At 37.3% G+C, this 18,012-nt stretch carries 19 protein-coding genes; 10 read left to right on the forward strand and 9 right to left on the reverse strand.

The genetic code is table 11. From position 1 onward, the window contains the following. Positions 1-352: 352 nt before the first annotated feature. Entirely contained in the window at positions 353-1,609 is a 1,257-nt protein-coding gene (locus LQ227_RS19205; RefSeq protein WP_230144817.1) for an anthranilate synthase component I family protein, read from the reverse strand. Positions 1,610-1,761: 152 nt separating this feature from the next. Between LQ227_RS19205 and LQ227_RS19210 the strand changes: the two genes are divergently transcribed. After that, positions 1,762-2,103: a hypothetical protein gene (locus LQ227_RS19210; protein ID WP_230150585.1), complete on the forward strand. Its 342-nt coding sequence runs from the start codon at positions 1,762-1,764 to the stop codon at positions 2,101-2,103. A 192-nt stretch (positions 2,104-2,295) separates the two neighbouring features. On the opposite strand, the gene LQ227_RS19215 is transcribed toward LQ227_RS19210, so the two are convergent. The 3 genes from LQ227_RS19215 to LQ227_RS19225 all read right to left on the reverse strand — a co-directional run bounded on the left by LQ227_RS19215 (position 2,296) and on the right by LQ227_RS19225 (position 6,504). Beyond that, positions 2,296-3,576, reverse strand: a complete 1,281-nt coding sequence (locus tag LQ227_RS19215; RefSeq protein ID WP_057933642.1) for an adenylosuccinate synthase — start codon at positions 3,574-3,576, stop codon at positions 2,296-2,298. 38 nt (positions 3,577-3,614) lie between these two features. Continuing rightward, a complete protein-coding gene (locus tag LQ227_RS19220; RefSeq protein ID WP_230144819.1) occupies positions 3,615-4,112 on the reverse strand; it encodes a Fur family transcriptional regulator in 498 nt (165 codons plus the stop codon). A gap of 184 nt (positions 4,113-4,296) precedes the next feature. Next, the gene (locus LQ227_RS19225; RefSeq protein ID WP_055906427.1) at positions 4,297-6,504 is read right to left on the reverse strand and encodes a bifunctional (p)ppGpp synthetase/guanosine-3',5'-bis(diphosphate) 3'-pyrophosphohydrolase; all 2,208 of its coding nucleotides are present in this window, start codon (positions 6,502-6,504) and stop codon (positions 4,297-4,299) included. A 109-nt stretch (positions 6,505-6,613) separates the two neighbouring features. Between LQ227_RS19225 and LQ227_RS19230 the strand changes: the two genes are divergently transcribed. The 4 genes from LQ227_RS19230 (at position 6,614) to LQ227_RS19245 (ending at position 10,005) form a co-directional block, all read left to right on the forward strand. Continuing rightward, positions 6,614-7,228: a DUF4294 domain-containing protein gene (locus tag LQ227_RS19230; protein ID WP_230144820.1), complete on the forward strand. Its 615-nt coding sequence runs from the start codon at positions 6,614-6,616 to the stop codon at positions 7,226-7,228. Positions 7,229-7,234: 6 nt separating this feature from the next. Further along, positions 7,235-7,747, forward strand: a complete 513-nt coding sequence (locus LQ227_RS19235) for a glutathione peroxidase (protein ID WP_230150587.1) — start codon at positions 7,235-7,237, stop codon at positions 7,745-7,747. A 7-nt stretch (positions 7,748-7,754) separates the two neighbouring features. Further along, the gene (bshB1, locus tag LQ227_RS19240; protein ID WP_230144822.1) at positions 7,755-8,471 is read left to right on the forward strand and encodes a bacillithiol biosynthesis deacetylase BshB1; all 717 of its coding nucleotides are present in this window, start codon (positions 7,755-7,757) and stop codon (positions 8,469-8,471) included. A 172-nt stretch (positions 8,472-8,643) separates the two neighbouring features. Continuing rightward, positions 8,644-10,005 carry an acyl-CoA dehydrogenase family protein gene (locus LQ227_RS19245; RefSeq protein ID WP_230144823.1) on the forward strand — a complete coding sequence of 454 codons (1,362 nt, stop codon included), beginning with the start codon at positions 8,644-8,646 and terminating at the stop codon, positions 10,003-10,005. A gap of 451 nt (positions 10,006-10,456) precedes the next feature. Here LQ227_RS19245 and LQ227_RS19250 read toward each other — a convergent pair whose 3' ends face one another. Genes LQ227_RS19250 through lat form a run of 3 tightly spaced genes read right to left on the reverse strand, consistent with a single transcriptional unit; the run spans position 10,457 to position 13,080 of the window. Beyond that, positions 10,457-11,317, reverse strand: coding sequence for a hypothetical protein (locus LQ227_RS19250; RefSeq protein ID WP_230144824.1), 861 nt, complete (start codon positions 11,315-11,317; stop codon positions 10,457-10,459). A gap of 27 nt (positions 11,318-11,344) precedes the next feature. After that, complete coding sequence (locus LQ227_RS19255; protein ID WP_230150589.1) at positions 11,345-11,746, reverse strand: hypothetical protein; 402 nt, start codon at positions 11,744-11,746, stop codon at positions 11,345-11,347. A 2-nt stretch (positions 11,747-11,748) separates the two neighbouring features. After that, positions 11,749-13,080 carry an L-lysine 6-transaminase gene (gene lat / locus LQ227_RS19260; protein ID WP_230150591.1) on the reverse strand — a complete coding sequence of 444 codons (1,332 nt, stop codon included), beginning with the start codon at positions 13,078-13,080 and terminating at the stop codon, positions 11,749-11,751. A gap of 241 nt (positions 13,081-13,321) precedes the next feature. Between lat and LQ227_RS19265 the strand changes: the two genes are divergently transcribed. The 3 genes from LQ227_RS19265 to LQ227_RS19275 all read left to right on the forward strand — a co-directional run bounded on the left by LQ227_RS19265 (position 13,322) and on the right by LQ227_RS19275 (position 15,460). Beyond that, entirely contained in the window at positions 13,322-13,903 is a 582-nt protein-coding gene (locus tag LQ227_RS19265; protein ID WP_230150593.1) for a Crp/Fnr family transcriptional regulator, read from the forward strand. 81 nt (positions 13,904-13,984) lie between these two features. Continuing rightward, on the forward strand, positions 13,985-14,875 hold the full coding sequence (locus LQ227_RS19270) for an MBL fold metallo-hydrolase (protein ID WP_230150595.1): 891 nt from the start codon (positions 13,985-13,987) through the stop codon (positions 14,873-14,875). A gap of 123 nt (positions 14,876-14,998) precedes the next feature. Further along, positions 14,999-15,460 (forward strand): nuclear transport factor 2 family protein, encoded by a 462-nt coding sequence (locus tag LQ227_RS19275; RefSeq protein WP_230150597.1) that lies wholly within the window; start codon positions 14,999-15,001, stop codon positions 15,458-15,460. A gap of 11 nt (positions 15,461-15,471) precedes the next feature. Here the strand turns inward: LQ227_RS19275 and LQ227_RS19280 are convergent, their stop codons facing one another. Together LQ227_RS19280 and LQ227_RS19285 are read right to left on the reverse strand one after the other, a co-directional pair. Further along, the gene (locus LQ227_RS19280; RefSeq protein WP_230144830.1) at positions 15,472-15,939 is read right to left on the reverse strand and encodes a hypothetical protein; all 468 of its coding nucleotides are present in this window, start codon (positions 15,937-15,939) and stop codon (positions 15,472-15,474) included. 264 nt (positions 15,940-16,203) lie between these two features. Then, on the reverse strand, positions 16,204-16,956 hold the full coding sequence (locus tag LQ227_RS19285; RefSeq protein ID WP_230144831.1) for an SDR family NAD(P)-dependent oxidoreductase: 753 nt from the start codon (positions 16,954-16,956) through the stop codon (positions 16,204-16,206). A gap of 98 nt (positions 16,957-17,054) precedes the next feature. Between LQ227_RS19285 and LQ227_RS19290 the strand changes: the two genes are divergently transcribed. Then, positions 17,055-17,420, forward strand: a complete 366-nt coding sequence (locus LQ227_RS19290) for a helix-turn-helix domain-containing protein (protein ID WP_230144832.1) — start codon at positions 17,055-17,057, stop codon at positions 17,418-17,420. Between the two features lie 117 nt (positions 17,421-17,537). Beyond that, positions 17,538-17,843, forward strand: coding sequence for a GNAT family N-acetyltransferase (locus LQ227_RS19295; protein WP_230144833.1), 306 nt, complete (start codon positions 17,538-17,540; stop codon positions 17,841-17,843). The last annotated feature ends 169 nt before the right edge of the window (positions 17,844-18,012 follow it).

The following is an 18,012-nucleotide window of genomic DNA, read 5'->3' on the forward strand; positions in this document are numbered from 1 at the left end:
GATAAAAGAAGATACGGTTATATCTTCAACTGGCAAAATGCATTCAGATTTGTCAGGAACAGCCTAATTGAGTTAGTAATGGGATCAAAACTGAAAACAATAATTAAACAGCTAATAGAGCAAATTTCTAAAACTGTAGTTGCGGTAAAGCCAACAAGAAGCTTTCCCAGAATTAAAGTTCGGCAAAATAAAAGCAGGTTGCACCAAGCATATAAATAGCTTAACTTAATAGCATTGGGGACGCTACAACTATAAAAGACGCTACAGCTAGAAAATTTTGGGTTAAAGATTCTTCATTGTGCTCAGAATGACATCCTATAAAAAAAACAATGAATTAATGACAACTGACAAATTAACTACCCAGTACCTTCAAAATTGCACTGGCTTTCAACAAACACTCTTCGTATTCTAAAATGGCATTGCTTTGGTAGGTAATGGCTCCCCCAACCTGAAAGGACAAATAACCAGATTCAGCATTGTACAAAATACTACGGATAACCACGTTAAAATCGAAATCACCATCTGGACTGATGCAGCCAAAGGAACCGGAATAAATACCTCTTTTGGTTACTTCATATTCTTCAATTAATTTCATTGCTTTTACCTTTGGCGCACCTGTCATAGAGCCCATTGGAAATGCATTTTTAATGGCGTCGATAAAGTGAACCGCTGGATTTAGTTTACAGCTAATGGTAGAAATCATTTGATGGACCTGTGGGAAGCTGTAGATGCCAAATAATTCATCAACAGTAACAGAACCCTTAACGGCCGATTTAGTGAGGTCGTGGCGTACCAGATCAACAATCATTACATTTTCTGCCTGCTCTTTAATATCATTCCTGAGTTGCAGCTTTATGGCTTCATCTTCTGCCAGATCAGAACTTCGTTTTGCAGTGCCTTTTATTGGTTGTGAAGTGAGTTTCGATCCACGTTTGCACAAAAAACGTTCTGGCGTAGCAGATAAAATATATTTACCCTGAACTTTAAAATAACCAGCAAATGGGGTAGGAGAAACCTGGTTTAACACCTCGAAAGTTTGAACGGGATCTATTTCTATATTTTCAGCAAAAAACTCCTGACAGAAGTTAACTTCATAAATGTCGCCACGAATAATATGATCTCTTAAAGCCTCGACCTTATGGATATATTGATTTTTTGATAATCTTTGTGCTATTGTTATCGCTTTCGATTGATTTTTTACCTGAAGCTGAAAGGATTCGATATCTGCTAAAATGGAAGGATGACCAAGCAAAACCTCCGCCTTGCCATCTTTAAAGGCGATTAAATATTTTGGAACAAAAAAGTAAAGATCAGGGAAGTCTAAGTTGTCAGAATTATTAGAATTTAACTCTTCAATTTCGTTTTTTAAATCGTAGCTGAAAAAGCCAAAAATCCACTGTTTATGCGTAGCATAAAAGCTTTTTAGTTGATCAAACGCATTACCTACCGCGCATTTTAGTTCATGATGTGCATCAGCTGCGATAATGAAATCGTAGGCCGAGTAGGCATCTTTGTAGTTATTTGAATCTAAAAAGCAGCAAACCTCGAACTTGTTGGCCCAATGCAAAGCTTTTTGTTTAAAATTGGATATGTTTTGTGTGGTTTTCAAGCTGCGGCAAAGGTAAAAATAGCGTTGATAATTGTAAGAAATTAATTTTTATCTTGAATGATAATTATGTTATGAAAGTAAAGTATCTGTTTTGTCTATGTATCAGTTTATTAATATTGGGATGCTCGAGGATTGAGCATAGAAAAATTCATTTGTACGAACTCCAGAAGGCAAAAGTAAAAATGGATATGACGGATGATTCATGTGCTATAGTAGATATTATAGAATATTTTCCAAACACACAAAAGGATGAGACAAATAAACAATTAGCAAACTTATATTTATGCAGACAACAATCTACTGGAGATACGCTTTATGTCTTCGCTGATTGTGATCCCGAGAAAAGTATTCCTTTTGACAATAATGTTTGCATTATGAAAAGCGATATTAAAACTAGCATTCCAAAAGAGATTGTTGTTTCTGTTCCTCGGGATCTTGTAATTCCGAAAGGAGCTAAATATGTTTTCTCCAATTTATTTTGGCTATTAGATTAGTGAGAAAAGCAATGTTACCACTTAATCCATTAATCACATTAAAAATGTGGACCTCCTGTATCATCGTTAAAAACGAAGACGATCGTAAAGAGCAATAGGCGACGTAAACAAAAAAAGCAACCCGATTGTGGGTTGCTTTTCTTTTATGAACCGTCAACCTGAATTTATTTCTAGACGACGGAATCTTATGTTTTAACGTAACTCCAAAGTTTGTGCTCTATCTGGTCCTACTGAAAGGAATTTGATCGGCACTTCTAATTCTTTTTCTAAGAACGCTATATAATCAGTTAATTTAGCTGGGATTTCATCTACAGAAGTAATTTTAGTTACATCAGTAGCCCAACCATCAATTGCTTTCAATACTGGTTTTGGTTCGATTGAAATGATGTCGTATGGCATGTAATCGATCGTTTCGCCATTGTATTCGTAGTGCGTACAAGCATAAATGGTATCGAAAGTATCCAAAACATCAGCTTTCATCATAATTAATTCGGTTACCCCGTTTAACATGATGGCATATTTTAATGCAGGAAGATCGATCCAGCCACAACGACGGGCACGACCTGTAGTTGCGCCAAATTCGTGACCTAAAGCGCGTAAATTTTCGCCAACTTCGTTATCTAATTCAGTAGGGAAAGGGCCGCCACCAACACGTGTGCAATATGCTTTGAAGATACCATAAACAGCACCTACTTTATTTGGTGCAATACCTAAACCAGTACAGGCACCTGCAGTTGTGGTGTTACTAGAAGTTACAAAAGGATATGAACCAAAATCTACGTCTAATAACGTTCCCTGGGCACCTTCTGCTAAAACAGCTTTTCCTTCTTTTAAGAAACCGTTCACATAATGTTCGCTATCAACATGAGGGATGGTTTTTAAGAATTCGATTGCTTCAAAGAATGATGCTTCTTTCTCAGCCAATTCATATTCGAAACCTTCGTAATGAGAAAGGATTTCAGTATGTTTTTCTACCAATTTGGCATAACGTTCTTTGAAATCAGGTAGAGTAGTATCACCAACGCGTAAACCGTTACGGCCAGTTTTATCCATATAAGTCGGACCAATACCTTTTAGGGTTGATCCAATTTTATTTTTACCCATGCGCGCTTCGTTTGCAGCATCCAATAATTGGTGGGTTGGTAAAATTAAGTGCGCTTTACGGGCAATCACCAATTTACCATCGGCAACAGGATCATGACCAGCTTTTTTTAAATTATCTAACTCTCTTTTTAGGATAATAGGGTCGATTACTACACCATTACCAATAAGATTCATGGTTTTTTCGTTAAAAATTCCTGAAGGGATTGTGTTTAAAACGAATTTTTTGCCATCGAACTCTAAAGTATGTCCGGCATTTGGGCCACCCTGAAAACGGGCAATAAGATCATATTTTGGACTTAGTACATCAACGATTTTTCCCTTTCCTTCATCACCCCATTGCAGGCCGAGAAGTACATCTACTTGCGTCATTATTTAATAAATTAAGCTGGTTTTATTTGTATTTTGATTTAATTTTGTACAATTTTTGCGGCTGTTACTGCGCTTTCGTTTACTTTTCTGGCCATACTGCAATCAGAGCAGAAACCATAAAGATTTAACGAATGGTGTTTTACATCAAATTTTAAAAGATCACCAACCATGGTTTGGATCTGGTGGATGCGTGGATCGCAGAATTCTACTACTTTACCACATTCGATACAGATTACGTGATCGTGCTGGCGGTAACCATAAGATTTTTCGAATTGTGCCATATTTTTACCAAACTGATGTTTGGTAACTAAATCGCATGAAACCAGTAACTCCAATGTGTTATAAACCGTAGCACGACTTACGCGGTACTTTTGGTTTTTCATGTGGATATAAAGGGTTTCTACATCAAAGTGGTCGTTTCTTGAATATATTTCTTCCAATATAGCGAAACGCTCTGGTGTTTTACGTAGATTTTTGTTTTCTAAATAAGCCTCAAAAATCTTGCGAACGAGCTCATTTGTTTTTTGTTCAGACATAGTTTTTAAACTCCATTCAAAGGTAGGTAAATTGTTTTGAAAAACGATTACACCGATGAAATGATTACATAGATTTGGTAATTTTTGATTGTTGTAATAAGCTGGAGTTATGGAGTTCAATCTGCAAATAGCGTGTAACTTAGCATCTAGACTTCTAGCTCCGGACTTCCGACTTTCGGACTAATTAGGCGTCAAACCTCGTTACTCCTGTAACACCTCTAACTTTTAATAAATTTTTAATCAGATTTTCCAGGTGTTCGGTATCATTTACGAAAATCATAATCGAACCATCAAAAATCCCTTCATTGGTATCAACAGTAATCGATCTCATATTTACTTTAAAGTCGGTAGAAATAACCCTGGTAATGTTATTGATCAAACCTACATCATCAATGCCTACAATGCGTAAGCCAGTTAAGAAAGTTAATTCCTGCTGTTTGTTCCATTTAGCTTTCACCACGCGATAACCATAATTAGCCATTAGCTGTGCTGCGTTAGGGCAGTTGGTACGGTGTATTTTAATACCTTCACTCACGGTAATAAAGCCAAAAACATCATCACCGGGAATCGGGTTACAACAGGCAGCCAGGGTATAATCAATGCGCTGCATGTCTTCGCCAATCAATAAAATATCAGATTCACCGCCTTTAATTTTACTCTTGATTCCGTCAACTGAAAGATTTTCAGGACGTTCTGGTCCGCGGTTTTCAACTTCTTTCTCACTCGATAGATACTCTTTTATATCTTTCAGTTCGATTTTTCCTAAAGCAACATTAACGAAAAGCTCTTGTGTAGAAGGCAGTTTAAAGAAATAACTTAGCTTTTGTAGATTGTCGGTATTGTAGGTGATTTTTAACGATTTTAGCTTCCTTTCTAAGATTTCCTTCCCATTTTCGGCAATTTTCCGCTTTTCTTCTTTTAAAGATGATTTAATTTTCGATTTAGCCTTGGCAGTAACCACCACATTTAGCCAATCTTCTTTAGGTGTTTGTTTGCTTGAGGTGATAATCTCCACCTGATCGCCATTTTGAAGCTTATACGAAATAGGAACCAGTTTGTGATTTACTTTAGCGCCTATACAGGTTGCACCTACATCGGTATGGATCTCAAAAGCAAAATCTAACGCGGTAGCACCTAAAGGCAGCTGAATCAAGGCGCCTTTTGGCGTGAAAATAAAAATCTCATCCGAGAAAAGGTTCATCTTGAAATCGTCAAGGAAATCTAAAGCATTGGCTTCCGGGTTGCTCAGCATTTCGCGGACTTTCTGGATCCACTGATCCAGACCGTTATCATTACTCGATTCTTTGTATTTCCAGTGTGCAGCAAAACCTTTCTCTGCAATTTCGTTCATGCGTTGTGTACGGATCTGTACCTCAACCCATTGTCCGCGTGGTCCCATTACCGTAGTATGCAAACTTTCGTAGCCATTTCCTTTTGGAGAGGAAACCCAATCGCGTAAACGATCAGGATTTGGACGATATAAATCGGTAACAATAGAATACGCTTTCCAGCAATCGGCCTTTTCATTTTCAGGTGCCGAGTCCAAAATAATCCGGATGGCAAAAAGATCGTAAACCTCTTCGAAAGGAATATTTTTCTTTTTCATCTTGTTCCAGATGGAGTGGATTGATTTGGGTCTGCCGTAAACATCGGCCACTAATCCTTGTTCGTGAACAATTTCATCAATCGGTTCGACGAATTTTTTGATGAAAAGCGCACGTTCAGCTTTTTTCTCGTTTAATTTTTTTGCAATGAATTTGTAAGTGTCAGGGTCGAGATATTTCATCGAAAGATCTTCCAACTCTGATTTTATGGCATATAAACCCAATCTATGGGCTAATGGTGCATATAAATAAATGGTTTCTGAAGCGATTTTAAGCTGCTTGTGGCGGGGCATAAAATCCATTGTACGCATGTTATGCAAACGATCGGCAAGTTTGATCAGGATTACCCTCACATCATCTGCCAGGGTAAGCAACATTTTACGGAAATTCTCAGCCTGTAAAGAGCTATTGGTGTCGAAAACGCCAGATATTTTGGTTAAACCGTCGATAATTTTAGCGGTTTTCTTGCCAAATTCTCGTTCAATATCTTCTAAAGTGATATCGGTATCTTCTACCACATCGTGCAATAAGGCACATACAATAGAGGTTGTTCCTAAGCCAATTTCTTCAGCAGCAATCTGCGCTACAGCAATAGGGTGATAGATATAAGGTTCGCCAGACTTTCGGCGCATATCTTTATGGCTTTCCAGTGCCATATCGAAAGCTTTCCTGATTTCTTTTTTATCGCCCTTTTGTAAAGTAGATTTACTTGCCCGTAGTAATGCCCTATATCTTTTTAGAATCTCTTGCTTTTCCGCCTCTAAATCAATCACTAACTCTGTTTTCATTTGTATTTTTTGCGTAAAAATTGCGTCTTATTTATGAATAAAACTTATATTAGTTTTGTGAAACACCTAATATATGAAATAACACCTAACTTTGTAAAAGTATAAATTTATGAAAATTAAAGGGCTCTTTTTTCTTTGTATTGTAATGATTTGTAGCATTTCGCTACGGGCTCAGGATCCTGCTGCGCCAATATTCCCTAAATTGGGTAAAAGCGATACAATAAGAGTAGCCTCAACAAATGATAATGGTGTAATGATTCCATGGATGCAGCTTAACGAAGTATCTATTTACGCGGCTAGAATCTGGAAATCGCCGGCAGAACAGGCCGCATATAACCGATTAAGGTATAATGTATTAAAAGTAATGCCCTACGCCTTATTTGCAAAGCGCAGATATGAGCAATTAGAGCAGGATATTGCCCGTACGCCGGAGAAAAAGGAACAAAAACAACTGGTTAAACAATGTGATAAAGAAATTAAAGATATGTTTAACCGCGAAATTAAAGAATTAACCATTACTCAAGGTCAGATTTTGACGAAACTGATCGATCGTGAAGTGGGCAGAACAACATATGATATTGTAAAGCAGACCAAAGGCGGTTTCGCTGCGTTTTCTTATCAGATTGTGGCCCGAGTGGTAGGACATAATTTAAAAAGCACTTACGATCCGAACGAGGATAGGGATATAGAATCTATTATCCGTACCTCAGGATTTTATCAATAACATATAATGCAGGAACGCATTCCGAATATTTATTCATTTAAGGTTAAAAAAATTAATGGCGAAGAGCAGCCATTATCAGCCTACCGCAACAAAGTTGTTTTAATTGTAAATACCGCATCAGAGTGTGGTTTTACGCCACAATTGAAAGAATTACAACAGTTAAAAGACGAGATTAATAGCCCTGATTTTGAAATTTTGGGCTTTCCGACCAACGATTTTGGAAAGCAGGAACCGCTTAATGGATCCGATATTGCATCTTTCTGTGAGATTAACCATGGTGTAAAATTTCCGGTTTTTGATAAGATTATGGTACGTGGTGCACATGCCCACCCGCTTTATCAATTTCTGAGCGATAAAAAACAAAACTCAAAATTAAGTTCGAAACCCCGTTGGAACTTTCATAAATATATCGTGAACAAAAATGGCGAGTTGGAAGATTATTTCTTACCCTTCACCAAGCCATTGAGTTCGAAAATTAAAAAGAAAATTCAGCAACTGCTGAGCCAAAATACCCAATAATTACATCATGAAGTTAGATATTTTAGTTATAGCCGTGCATCCTGATGATGCAGAGCTTTGCTGTTCAGGTACTATTTTAAAACATATTGCCCTTGGTAAAAAAGTTGGAATAGTAGATTTAACGAGAGGCGAGCTGGGTACGCGTGGCACTGCAGAAACAAGGGATGAAGAGGCCGCAGACTCTGCAAAAATTTTAGGTTTACATGTTCGCGAGAATTTGAGAATGAGGGATGGCTTTTTTCAGAATGATGAATTTCACCGTTTAGAAGTAATTAAAGCCATCAGGAAATACCAACCAGAAATTATTTTAAGCAATGCGCTGGAAGACCGTCACCCTGATCATGGACGTGCAGGCGATTTGGTGTACGATTCGGTTTTTTTATCAGGCTTGCCAAAAATAGAAACATCGATAGATGGCGTTAAACAAGAAGCGCACCGCCCAAGGTTATTATTGCAATATATTCAAGACAGGTACTTAAAACCTGATATCATTGTGGATATATCTGACCATATGGATAAGAAAATTGAATCGATCAAAGCTTTTAAAACACAATTTTATAATCCTGATGTAGATGGCTTGCAAACCTATATTTCTTCACCAGAGTTTTTCGAAAGCGTAATTGGCCGTTCGAGGGAATTTGGTAAAAGCATTGGTACCACTTTTGGCGAAGGTTTTACCTCAAGGAAATTATTGGGTGTTGATAGTTTGTTTGATTTAAGGTAACTTTTTTTAACCGCAAAGAAAAGAAGTGTTCCGCAGAGTACGCAAAGCTGTAGGGATTTGTCTTACTAAGATTTCTCTTTCTTTTCCTTAGCGAAAAACTTAGCGCCCTTTGCGGTTATTTTGACAGTCCAACAAAACCGCTCTTCGTTTGTTATTCTCAAAACGAATAATAATGGCGAATATATTCTCTTCTCTCAAAAATGCGTACAACCTTTTCAAACATATAGATTTCGGTAAGTTAGAAGCTTTATCGAAAAAAGTCGATTTACCCAAAATGGTCGAAACCATATCCAATCTGGATGATAAACAGATTCAGGGAATGATGAAAATGATGGGTGGACCGGGTAAAAAGAGAGAATTACCACCAATTGAAGGTGATTTTTACCATTTAGGCGACGAAGCGCTCAACGATGAGGATCGCGAACTCCAGTTAAAAGTGCGTGTTTTTTTAGAAAAAGAAGTAAAACCCATTGTAAACCATTACTGGAACAAAGCCGAATTTCCTTTCGAAATTATTCCAAAACTTGCTGAACTTAATATCTGTGGTTTAACCTATAAAGGTTATGGCTGTCCGGGGAAATCGAATTTGATGGAAGGGATTTTAGCGATGGAAATGGCGCGGATAGATACCTCAATTTCTACTTTTTTTGGTGTACAGAGTGGTTTGGCAATGGGATCGATCTATTTATGTGGATCGGAAGAACAAAAACAGCAATGGTTGCCATTGATGCAGCAATTTAAAATTATCGGTGCATTTGGACTAACTGAACCGGAAGTGGGCTCTGCTGCTGCTGGAGGACTCACTACAACCTGCAAAAAAGTAGATGGCAAATGGATATTAAATGGTCAGAAAAAATGGATCGGTAATGCCACTTTTGCCGATATCTTAATTATTTGGGCGCGAGATGAAGAGAGTGGAGAAGTGAAGGGCTTTATTGTAAAAAAGGATAATCCGGGTTTTGCGGTAGAAAAAATGCAGGATAAAATGGCCCTCAGGATTGTGCAGAATGGAATTATCACTTTAACCAATTGTGAAGTAGAAGAAGCCGATCGCTTACAAAATGCAAACTCATTTAAAGATACAGCAAAGGTATTGCAAATGACAAGGGCAGGGGTGGCCTGGCAGGCTGTTGGCTGCGCACGTGGCGCTTACGAAAATGCATTGGATTATACCCGCACCCGAAAACAGTTTGGTAAACCTATTGCATCTTTTCAATTGATTCAAAACCATTTGGTTGAGATGTTGTCTAATTTAACAGCAATGCAAACATTATGTTTTAGGTTGTCACAATTACAGGATCAGGGCTTGTTGAAAGACGAACACGCTTCGTTAGCCAAGGTATTCTGTTCGTTACGTACACGTGATGTGGTGAGTAAGGCCCGTGAGGTAATGGGTGGAAACGGCATTTTATTGGAATATAATGTAGCACGTTTTGTGGCCGATGCTGAAGCAATTTATTCATATGAGGGTACAAAAGAAATTAATACGCTGATTGTAGGTAGAGCCATAACGGGTTTCTCTGCATTTGTTTAGGTGGAGGGAACTCATGAAGTTTGAAAGGGTAAGAGCAGCTTGGGAAACTTCGTGAGTTTTGAGTTGGAGTAATTAGTTGCTTGCCAGTCTGTGCGTAGTCGAAGGCTGATATAGTAAGATAAATAGCAGGATTTTTTAGGTTAGGAAATGAATGTCAGCATTTCATGGGTGCTGTAGTCCTGCCATTCGCTGTAGTCCCGACGAGAAGTCGGGAGCTGCCGCTGCTGTCAGGTTTATTGAACAAAAGTTAGTGGCCCCTGCAACCTCAAAAATGAAATACTGTTTTGGCCATTTAGCCCTGTTTGAAGCGATACCCTGCAGCAACGAGGTACGAGGCAGCGAAGCGTATAAGCGTAAAACGGGAAGGAACTTAATGTTTTGCACAGGCATAGCGCTACAAGAAAAAGTATTTTAGAATTGGAATAGCGTATTGTAGCCTTGCTTCACTTCATTAAATCGCTTTTAACACCCAGGTTTCTCGGATTCTCCCAATTTTATCCGCCTGCTCTTTCATTTTTTTTAATAATTCAATATCAATATATTTTAGCGAGGAAAGTTGATGCCAAACTGAAGTTGCTTTAGTTGTCAATTTGAAACCTTGTTCAAGAAAGAAATGTTCTGCCTGTTCAAAGCTATCGAACTTATTATCTTCTACATGATGTGCTTCCAGAAACTGAGAAAAATGATCATTGGTTTCATTTTTAAGTGCTGCTCGTTTAACATATACATCAGCAGTGATCCAATAACCACCTCTTTGTTTTAATGATTTATGGATGGTTTTACATAGTGATATCTTTTCTTCATTATTTAAGTATACCAATAAACCTTCATTTATAATACTAATCGGGCCGAGAGGCATTTGATTTATAACATTTGAAAAGGCGTCTTCATCCAAAGCATTTAAAGCTTCGATTTTGAGTTTACCCTTTAGTTGTAATTTCTCATCAATAATTAGCCGATCGACCAAATCTTTTTTGATATCGATTACGCCTTGTAAATCAGTATCCAAATAATAGATAGTCGGATGCCTTAAAACCAGATCCAAGCCTCTGAAAGAATAACCAGAAGAAATTTCTATAATATTTAAAGAGCCTGATGCAAAAAGTAAGCTATCCAGAGATAAATATCTACTCTCAAAATGCACCAAGCGTTTTAAAAATACCTCATCAAAATCTTTATCATATAATTTTTCAAGGGCGTCGTTACCGTAAATTAACTTAACAGCATCAGCAACAAAGGGAATATCCGTTAAACTTTTGGCAAGTAAAAGCGATTTTGCTGATGGACTTATCGAACTATAATCACGATTCATTTGTAATTATACAAAAAAAATCTATGTCTAAAACGGATACTTATTAAATGCTACCTGGCTCATTGCACTTTTTTCGAATAGCGCTATACAGGATTTATTATATTGAGAATCGAAGTTTACTTCTCCAGGCTCCAAAGTTTTCGGAACATTGGCATTTTCCATAAAGAAGTAAACTTTTGTATTGCCGTATTTGGTATGGGGCATTAAATTGCCATAATCTTCCATTTCTTTCCATACCGAATCTTTAACCGTAACTACATAAATGCGCTGTACCGGACCAGTATTGTTTGCATTTCTATACTTGGCAACTTCTTTAAAACCGGCTTTCATGTCCTCAATCCCAGGCTGATCAAAAACAGCCTTAACCATGAAAAAGATCACTACTAAAATGCCTGCAACTAAGAAATAAACTAACCATTTTCTATTCATGCCTACAATAAAGGCAATATTTTTTCCATAACCGTCAAGCCTTCGTCAATATGCTTTTGCTCAATGCAAAGTGCCGGACGAAAGCGTATTGTTTTTTCACCACAGCCCAAAAACATCACATTGTTTTCCAATCCTTTCCCAATAAATGCATTACGCATTTCTTTTGTCGGGAAATCGAAAGAACACAACAAACCTCTTCCACGAACATTTGTCATTTGATCAAATTTATTCGATAGGTTTTCCAGTTGATCTCTTAAGTACACACCTACTTTTGCTGCATTTTCACAAAGCTGATCTTCTTCTACAATTTGTAAGATCTGCGTAGAACGAACCATATCAACCAAATTGCCTCCCCAAGTTGAGTTAATGCGGCTTGGCACTTTAAATACATTGGTTTCAATTTCGTCTACCTTATTGCCGACAAGGATACCGCAAACCTGCATTTTTTTTCCAAAAGCGATGATGTCTGGCCGAGCTTTTTCACTAAAATGTTGATGGCACCAGAATTTGCCGGTTAACCCAACGCCAGTTTGTACTTCATCATAAATCAAAAAGGCATCATTTTCATCGGCTAAGGCCTTAAGTTGGATCAAAAATTCTTCACGTAAGTGGTTATCTCCACCTTCAGATTGGATTGGTTCTACAATTATCGCGCAGATATCGTCTTCATTATCTGCAAAAACCTTTTTGATCTGCGCTAAAGATGTTTCTTCGGTCTGAATGGCATGACTTAAATTATTTCCAGAAAGTGGAAATTTAACTTCCGGAACAGCCACCCTTGGCCAATCGAATTTGGCAAACCACTTCGTTTTATCGGGTAGGGTATTGGTTAAGCTTAAAGTATAACCCGTTCTACCGTGAAAAGCCCTTTCAAAGTGTAAAACCTTAAAACCTTTTTCTTCAGTATATCCCTTCGTAAAATTTTTCTGAACTTTCCAATCCATGGCTACCTTAATTGCATTTTCTACTGCTAAGCCACCACCGGCAATAAAAAAAGCATGTGGCAGATAATCAGGAATACCGACTTTGGAAAATGTTTCAACAAACTGTGCATACTGCTGGGTGTAAACATCAGAGTTCGATGGATTGGCTAATGCAGCGAGGAGAAGATTTTTTTTAAACGCTTCATCGTTGATCATTTTAGGATGGTTATAACCTAAAGGGACGGAAGCAAAACAAGTGAAAAAATCGAGTAAAGTTCTGTTGTGTTTAGCATCGTAAATGTAAGCACCATGACTTTTTTCCATATCATAAGTCAGGTCGAAACCATCGGCCAAAATGTGCTTACTTAACGATTCGTTAACGCGATCTGCAGGTACTGTTAATTGATACATAAACTTGGTTTTGGTATAATCCAAATTTAGTTAAATGTGCCTAAAATCAAAATTTAAGCACTTTTTGTACGCTTTACATAAAAAATAGGTTTAAACAGTTTAAAGTATGATTATAGACAAAATCGCGTTTTGGACTTCACAGATGTGGAAAACTTTTTTCGAAAATTCTTACTACAGCGCAAATTAAATCTAAATAAATATGAACTATCTATGGGTTTTAAGCCTGATATTGTAAAACCTTATGAAAGAACTTCTCCATCAGCATATTTCCAACCATGTAACTATTCCGGAAGAGGAAAGAGATAGATTCTGTAACCTGTTCAAACATCAATTGGTTAAAAGAAAGCGTTTTTTACTGCAGGCGGGTGAAACCTGTAAATTTGAAGGTTTTGTAATCAAAGGACTTTTCCGCGTCTATCATGTCGACCAAAATGGTTTCGAAAACATATTGTATTTTGCCATTGAAAACTGGTGGATTACCGATATTGATAGTTTCACCAATAACACGCCTTCCCAGCTCTATATAGAGGCTCTTGAAGATAGTGAAGTACTGCTCATTTCTAAGAAGGACAAAGAATTTGCTTACATCAATCTTCCTCAAATTGAGAAACTATTCAGGATAATGACCCAAAAAACCCATGTTGCCCTACAAAGGAGGATGATCGATAATTTGAGTAAAACTGCAGACCAGCGCTATCTTGATTTTATTAAAAAATATCCGCAGCTCCAACAACGATTGACCAACCTTCAGATTGCAGCTTATTTAGGCATTAGTCATGAATTTTTGAGTAAGATCAGAAAGAAAATTGTAACCGGTAGCTAGCTTACCTGTATTTATTGAACTTGTTCAATCTTTTTGTCTTGGTGTCCTGTGCATCTTTGTGTTATCAAATAACATAAAGACATGAAATCAATTATTTCAACATTATTTCTAACTATTCTAATCTTATTAAAAATGGAAGCAAATGCACAAGGTTTCAAAACAATTGAAACAGCTAATTTAAAACTCGAAGTTTATAACGCATCAGAGAATGCTTTTGGCGTGGCATCCGTAATCATTTCGGGCAAAACAGATGCCGTTTTAATTGATGCACAATTTACTTTGGATGATGCCGAAAAGGTTGCCAGCCAAATCAAAAAGTCTGGTAAAAAATTAACTGTAATTTATGTTTCCCATGCCGATCCTGATTATTACTTCGGATTGGAAGTTTTTAAGAAATATTTCCCGGAAGTAACGGCTTTTGCCTCACCGGCAACTGTGGAAGCTATCAAAGGCTCTGCACAGAAAAAACTGGATGTTTGGGGGGAAAGATTAGGCAAGGCCATTACTTCTAATGTCGTATTACCACAGGTTATAAAGGGAAATAGCATTGATTTGGAAGGTCAGAAACTTGAAGTTGTTGGCTTGGAAGAATTTCCTGCAAAAACATTTGTTTGGGTTCCTTCAATCAAAGCAGTAATAGGTGGTATCAATATTTTCGGAACTACATTTAACCTATGGATGGCAGATGCACAAACGCCGGAAGCCCGTAAAAATTGGATTGCTGTTTTAGACAAAATCGAAGCCTTAAATCCTTCAATCGTTATTCCTGCACATGCCAACAATGCAAGCCCATTTGACGTTAGTGCAATAAAACATACCAAAAGTTATATCCAGTTTTATGAAGAGGCTTTAAAAACCAACAGAACTTCTGAAGAGTTGATCAAAGCAATTAAAGCACAATATCCAACCTTAACTTTCGAAACCGCCTTGCAGATTGGAGCAAAAGTAAATACCGGCGAAATGAAATGGTAGAATTAAAATTGCCAGGAATAAATTTTAAGTTAATTTATTCGTGGCGATCTTAAAGACAAAAAAACTTTTAAATCATTATTTCTCCTTGGGATTGTTTTTTTGCAAAAGCACAGCAGAAAAGAAATGAAAACAATTACATCCAGTTTGTTGGTCGCAGGTATGTTGCTGACAAGCTGTTTCTCAAATTCCAATAAAATGACAAATCTAGAAATTATAAAAAGCACCTATGAAGGAAAAACTTCGGAAGAAAATGGGGGAAACTTAGCAAAATATGTTGCTGAAGATATCTCTTGGACAGAAGCAGAAGGATTTCCGTGCGCAGGAACTTATATAGGCTTGGAAAACATTAAAAAAAATGTTTTTGCAAGACTAGGAAGCGAATGGATTGACTATAAATTTACGCCTGAAGATTATGTTGCCAATGAAGACAAAGTGGTAGCGTATGGAACTTATTCTGGTACCTATAAAAAGACAAATAAGCCTTTTACGGCAAGAGTGGCCCACATATGGAAACTGAAAGACCGTAAAATCATAAGTTTTGAGCAGTTTGTGGATAGTAAGCCAGTAAATGATGTCATGCAATGAAGATATTAGCTTTATTGTTGAGAAGGCCTTTTTGCATCATCTGATTCCCGCTTATATTCATTAAGTAAATACAGAATTTCGTCTGCCTTTCTGTCAAGATGTGATACCGGAATTTTTGCAGAAGTGCCACCCTTTAATAATAGGGTGATGTAATTTTTATATATACTCCCGGCATTATCACGTCCTACTTCTTCTATGCTGAATGCAAAACCCTCTATGTTTTCCCAATTGTAAAAATCACGGTCTTTAATGATTAGTTCGTCTTTCGTAAAAGTAATATGAGGTGTTTTTTTGATCAGCTCGCGAAGTGCATAAATAAAAAGCCATATAGGGAATATACTAAAAACAGCTATCATGCCTACTGTTACAATTGAAAATTCACCATAAAATATATAAATAAAAAAGGGTACCGATATTATGGACAGCACTAATATAACATAAAGGTTTAAAGGTGCTTTTCTGATAATAAGGGGTTCCATTGAAATATTTTAAGGTTGAGAAACTTTCTTCACGTATAAAAACTTATCTAAAGCACTAATATATATACTATCTGATTGATTTAGAATAAAATTCTGTTACAGGTTAATTGTGTAAAAATTATTCCTATTACAGCTCAAGTTGATTGCTTGTGCTTTTTTGATACTTTAAATCATTTATCTCTTGCGGTAGGTTGAAATACATAAATCAGGATTCGATTATAATATATTGAATATAAGTGTTTAAGTTGTTTTGTCGATTAAAAATTAGAATGCCGAACGCGTTCCTCCACCATCCACCACCGAAACCGTTCCTGTTATATATTTAGCACGTGGAGAAACCAGGAAAACGGCCATGTTCGCCATATCTTGCACTTCACCAAAATCTTGCAAAGGTATTTCACTTTCAGCATACTTACGGCGCTCATCGCCAGGGAAATAAGGCCGGATGTTTTCAGTATCAATAAGTCCCGGCTGTAAACAGTTCACCCTGATTCCATATTTGCCCAATTGACCTGCAAGCTGTTTAGACCACATTGCCATTGCGGCCTTGGCAATAGCAGAAACATTTAACGAGCGTAATTCGTAAGTACTGGTTAAATTGAGTATTGTACCTTCTTTCCTGGCAATGAAATGTGGCAATAGCGCTTGAGTGAGCAACCTGGGGCGCTCAAAATCTAAGGCCATCGATCTAGTCCAAGGTTCTTCTGGCCCTGCAACATCTACAGGCTGACTTTGCCCCGCGTTGTTGATGAGGATGTCGATATGGCCAAGTGCAGCTAAGGCCGCAGTAGCAATTTCGTGAGGCGCGTTAGGTGCTAGCAAGTCCTGTGCAAAAACAATAGGAGCAAGGTTGCCTTCAGCAACGATCTCACTAGAAAGATTATCTAATGATTGCTGGTTACGGCCCGTTACAAAAACTTTTACACCTTCCCTTGCCAACTCTTTTGCTATTGCGCTACCTATTCCTTTAGAGGCCCCGGTTACCAATGCCGTTTTTCCGGTTAAATATAAGTCCATATTTTCTTGTGATTAAAATGACCTTGCAATAATAACCTGTACCGCGTATTTTTATAGCATGTACTACCATTTGTATGGTACAAACAAATTTGTAAGTAATGACGGCACGAAAAGAAAATTCGACTTATACCCTCAACGAAAAATTTATAACGGATTGCGATCTGACTTATGCGGCCAACAAAATAGGAGGGAGATGGAAAATTGTAATATTGGATAAACTTGGAGACCGAAAACTGAGGTTTAGCGAACTGAAAAAGGAATTTCCATATATATCAGAACGGATGCTAACCTTACAGTTGCGTGCACTGGAACAGGATGAACTGGTTAAAAGAACCGTTTATGCAGCGGTTCCCCCGAGGGTAGAATATGAACTGACTTCGATAGCACTAGAGTTTCTTCCGATTTTTTGTCAATTAAGTGCTTGGGGCAAGAAGAATAAAGCGCTAAAGAAGAGTAGATCATAAAACCGTTAATTATGATTATACATAAATCAGCAGATATTGGTTACCTTTAATTGATTTGGCAGCTATTTGCTGCATCAGTTGATTAGCAAATTTTAAAATTATATCGAGTTAATTATTATGGCAGAAGTTAAATTAAATATCCAAAAAGAAGAACCTAGTGCATTCGAACTTTATGATGAGGGAGAAAAATATGGAGAAATGGTTTTTGATATTCAGGGAGAAAATTTAACGGTTTATCATACCGAAATTGATCCCGAAAAAGAAGGCAAAGGTTACGCAAAACTATTGCTGGATGCCATGGTAAATTATGTCCGTACAAATAACCTGAAGGTAATTCCACTGTGCCCTTATGTGCATCTTCAATTTAAACGCCATGAGGAACTTTACAGAGATATCTGGAACAAAGTGCGCGAAAACGATTAATCGATAGAATAATACTAGAATTAAATTCAGGAAAGCTAAATTGATACTTCATGGTTGTGGAAAACCAATTTTCCAGCGCTTCTGGTAAGAAAGCCGCCGGAAAATTGTAAATGAGTTAATTGAACCTGTAAAAAAGAACTAAAAGCCGGTTGTTTTGGAGGGTTTATTG

This window comes from Pedobacter sp. Bi27, assembly GCF_918698255.1.
Classification (GTDB): Bacteria; Bacteroidota; Bacteroidia; order Sphingobacteriales; family Sphingobacteriaceae; genus Pedobacter.

Excerpts from the sequence above, each read along its gene's own strand:
- LQ227_RS19215 (WP_057933642.1), bottom strand. The coding sequence starts at position 3,576 with ATGACGCAAGTAGATGTACTTCTCGGCCTGCAATGGGGTGATGAAGGA.
- LQ227_RS19220 (WP_230144819.1), bottom strand. The coding sequence starts at position 4,112 with ATGTCTGAACAAAAAACAAATGAGCTCGTTCGCAAGATTTTTGAGGCT.
- LQ227_RS19225 (WP_055906427.1), bottom strand. The coding sequence starts at position 6,504 with ATGAAAACAGAGTTAGTGATTGATTTAGAGGCGGAAAAGCAAGAGATT.
- LQ227_RS19230 (WP_230144820.1), top strand. The coding sequence starts at position 6,614 with ATGAAAATTAAAGGGCTCTTTTTTCTTTGTATTGTAATGATTTGTAGC.
- LQ227_RS19235 (WP_230150587.1), top strand. The coding sequence starts at position 7,235 with ATGCAGGAACGCATTCCGAATATTTATTCATTTAAGGTTAAAAAAATT.
- bshB1 (WP_230144822.1), top strand. The coding sequence starts at position 7,755 with ATGAAGTTAGATATTTTAGTTATAGCCGTGCATCCTGATGATGCAGAG.
- LQ227_RS19245 (WP_230144823.1), top strand. The coding sequence starts at position 8,644 with ATGGCGAATATATTCTCTTCTCTCAAAAATGCGTACAACCTTTTCAAA.
- LQ227_RS19250 (WP_230144824.1), bottom strand. The coding sequence starts at position 11,317 with ATGAATCGTGATTATAGTTCGATAAGTCCATCAGCAAAATCGCTTTTA.
- LQ227_RS19255 (WP_230150589.1), bottom strand. The coding sequence starts at position 11,746 with ATGAATAGAAAATGGTTAGTTTATTTCTTAGTTGCAGGCATTTTAGTA.
- lat (WP_230150591.1), bottom strand. The coding sequence starts at position 13,080 with ATGTATCAATTAACAGTACCTGCAGATCGCGTTAACGAATCGTTAAGT.
- LQ227_RS19265 (WP_230150593.1), top strand. The coding sequence starts at position 13,322 with ATGAAAGAACTTCTCCATCAGCATATTTCCAACCATGTAACTATTCCG.
- LQ227_RS19270 (WP_230150595.1), top strand. The coding sequence starts at position 13,985 with ATGAAATCAATTATTTCAACATTATTTCTAACTATTCTAATCTTATTA.
- LQ227_RS19275 (WP_230150597.1), top strand. The coding sequence starts at position 14,999 with ATGAAAACAATTACATCCAGTTTGTTGGTCGCAGGTATGTTGCTGACA.
- LQ227_RS19280 (WP_230144830.1), bottom strand. The coding sequence starts at position 15,939 with ATGGAACCCCTTATTATCAGAAAAGCACCTTTAAACCTTTATGTTATA.
- LQ227_RS19285 (WP_230144831.1), bottom strand. The coding sequence starts at position 16,956 with ATGGACTTATATTTAACCGGAAAAACGGCATTGGTAACCGGGGCCTCT.
- LQ227_RS19290 (WP_230144832.1), top strand. The coding sequence starts at position 17,055 with ATGACGGCACGAAAAGAAAATTCGACTTATACCCTCAACGAAAAATTT.
- LQ227_RS19295 (WP_230144833.1), top strand. The coding sequence starts at position 17,538 with ATGGCAGAAGTTAAATTAAATATCCAAAAAGAAGAACCTAGTGCATTC.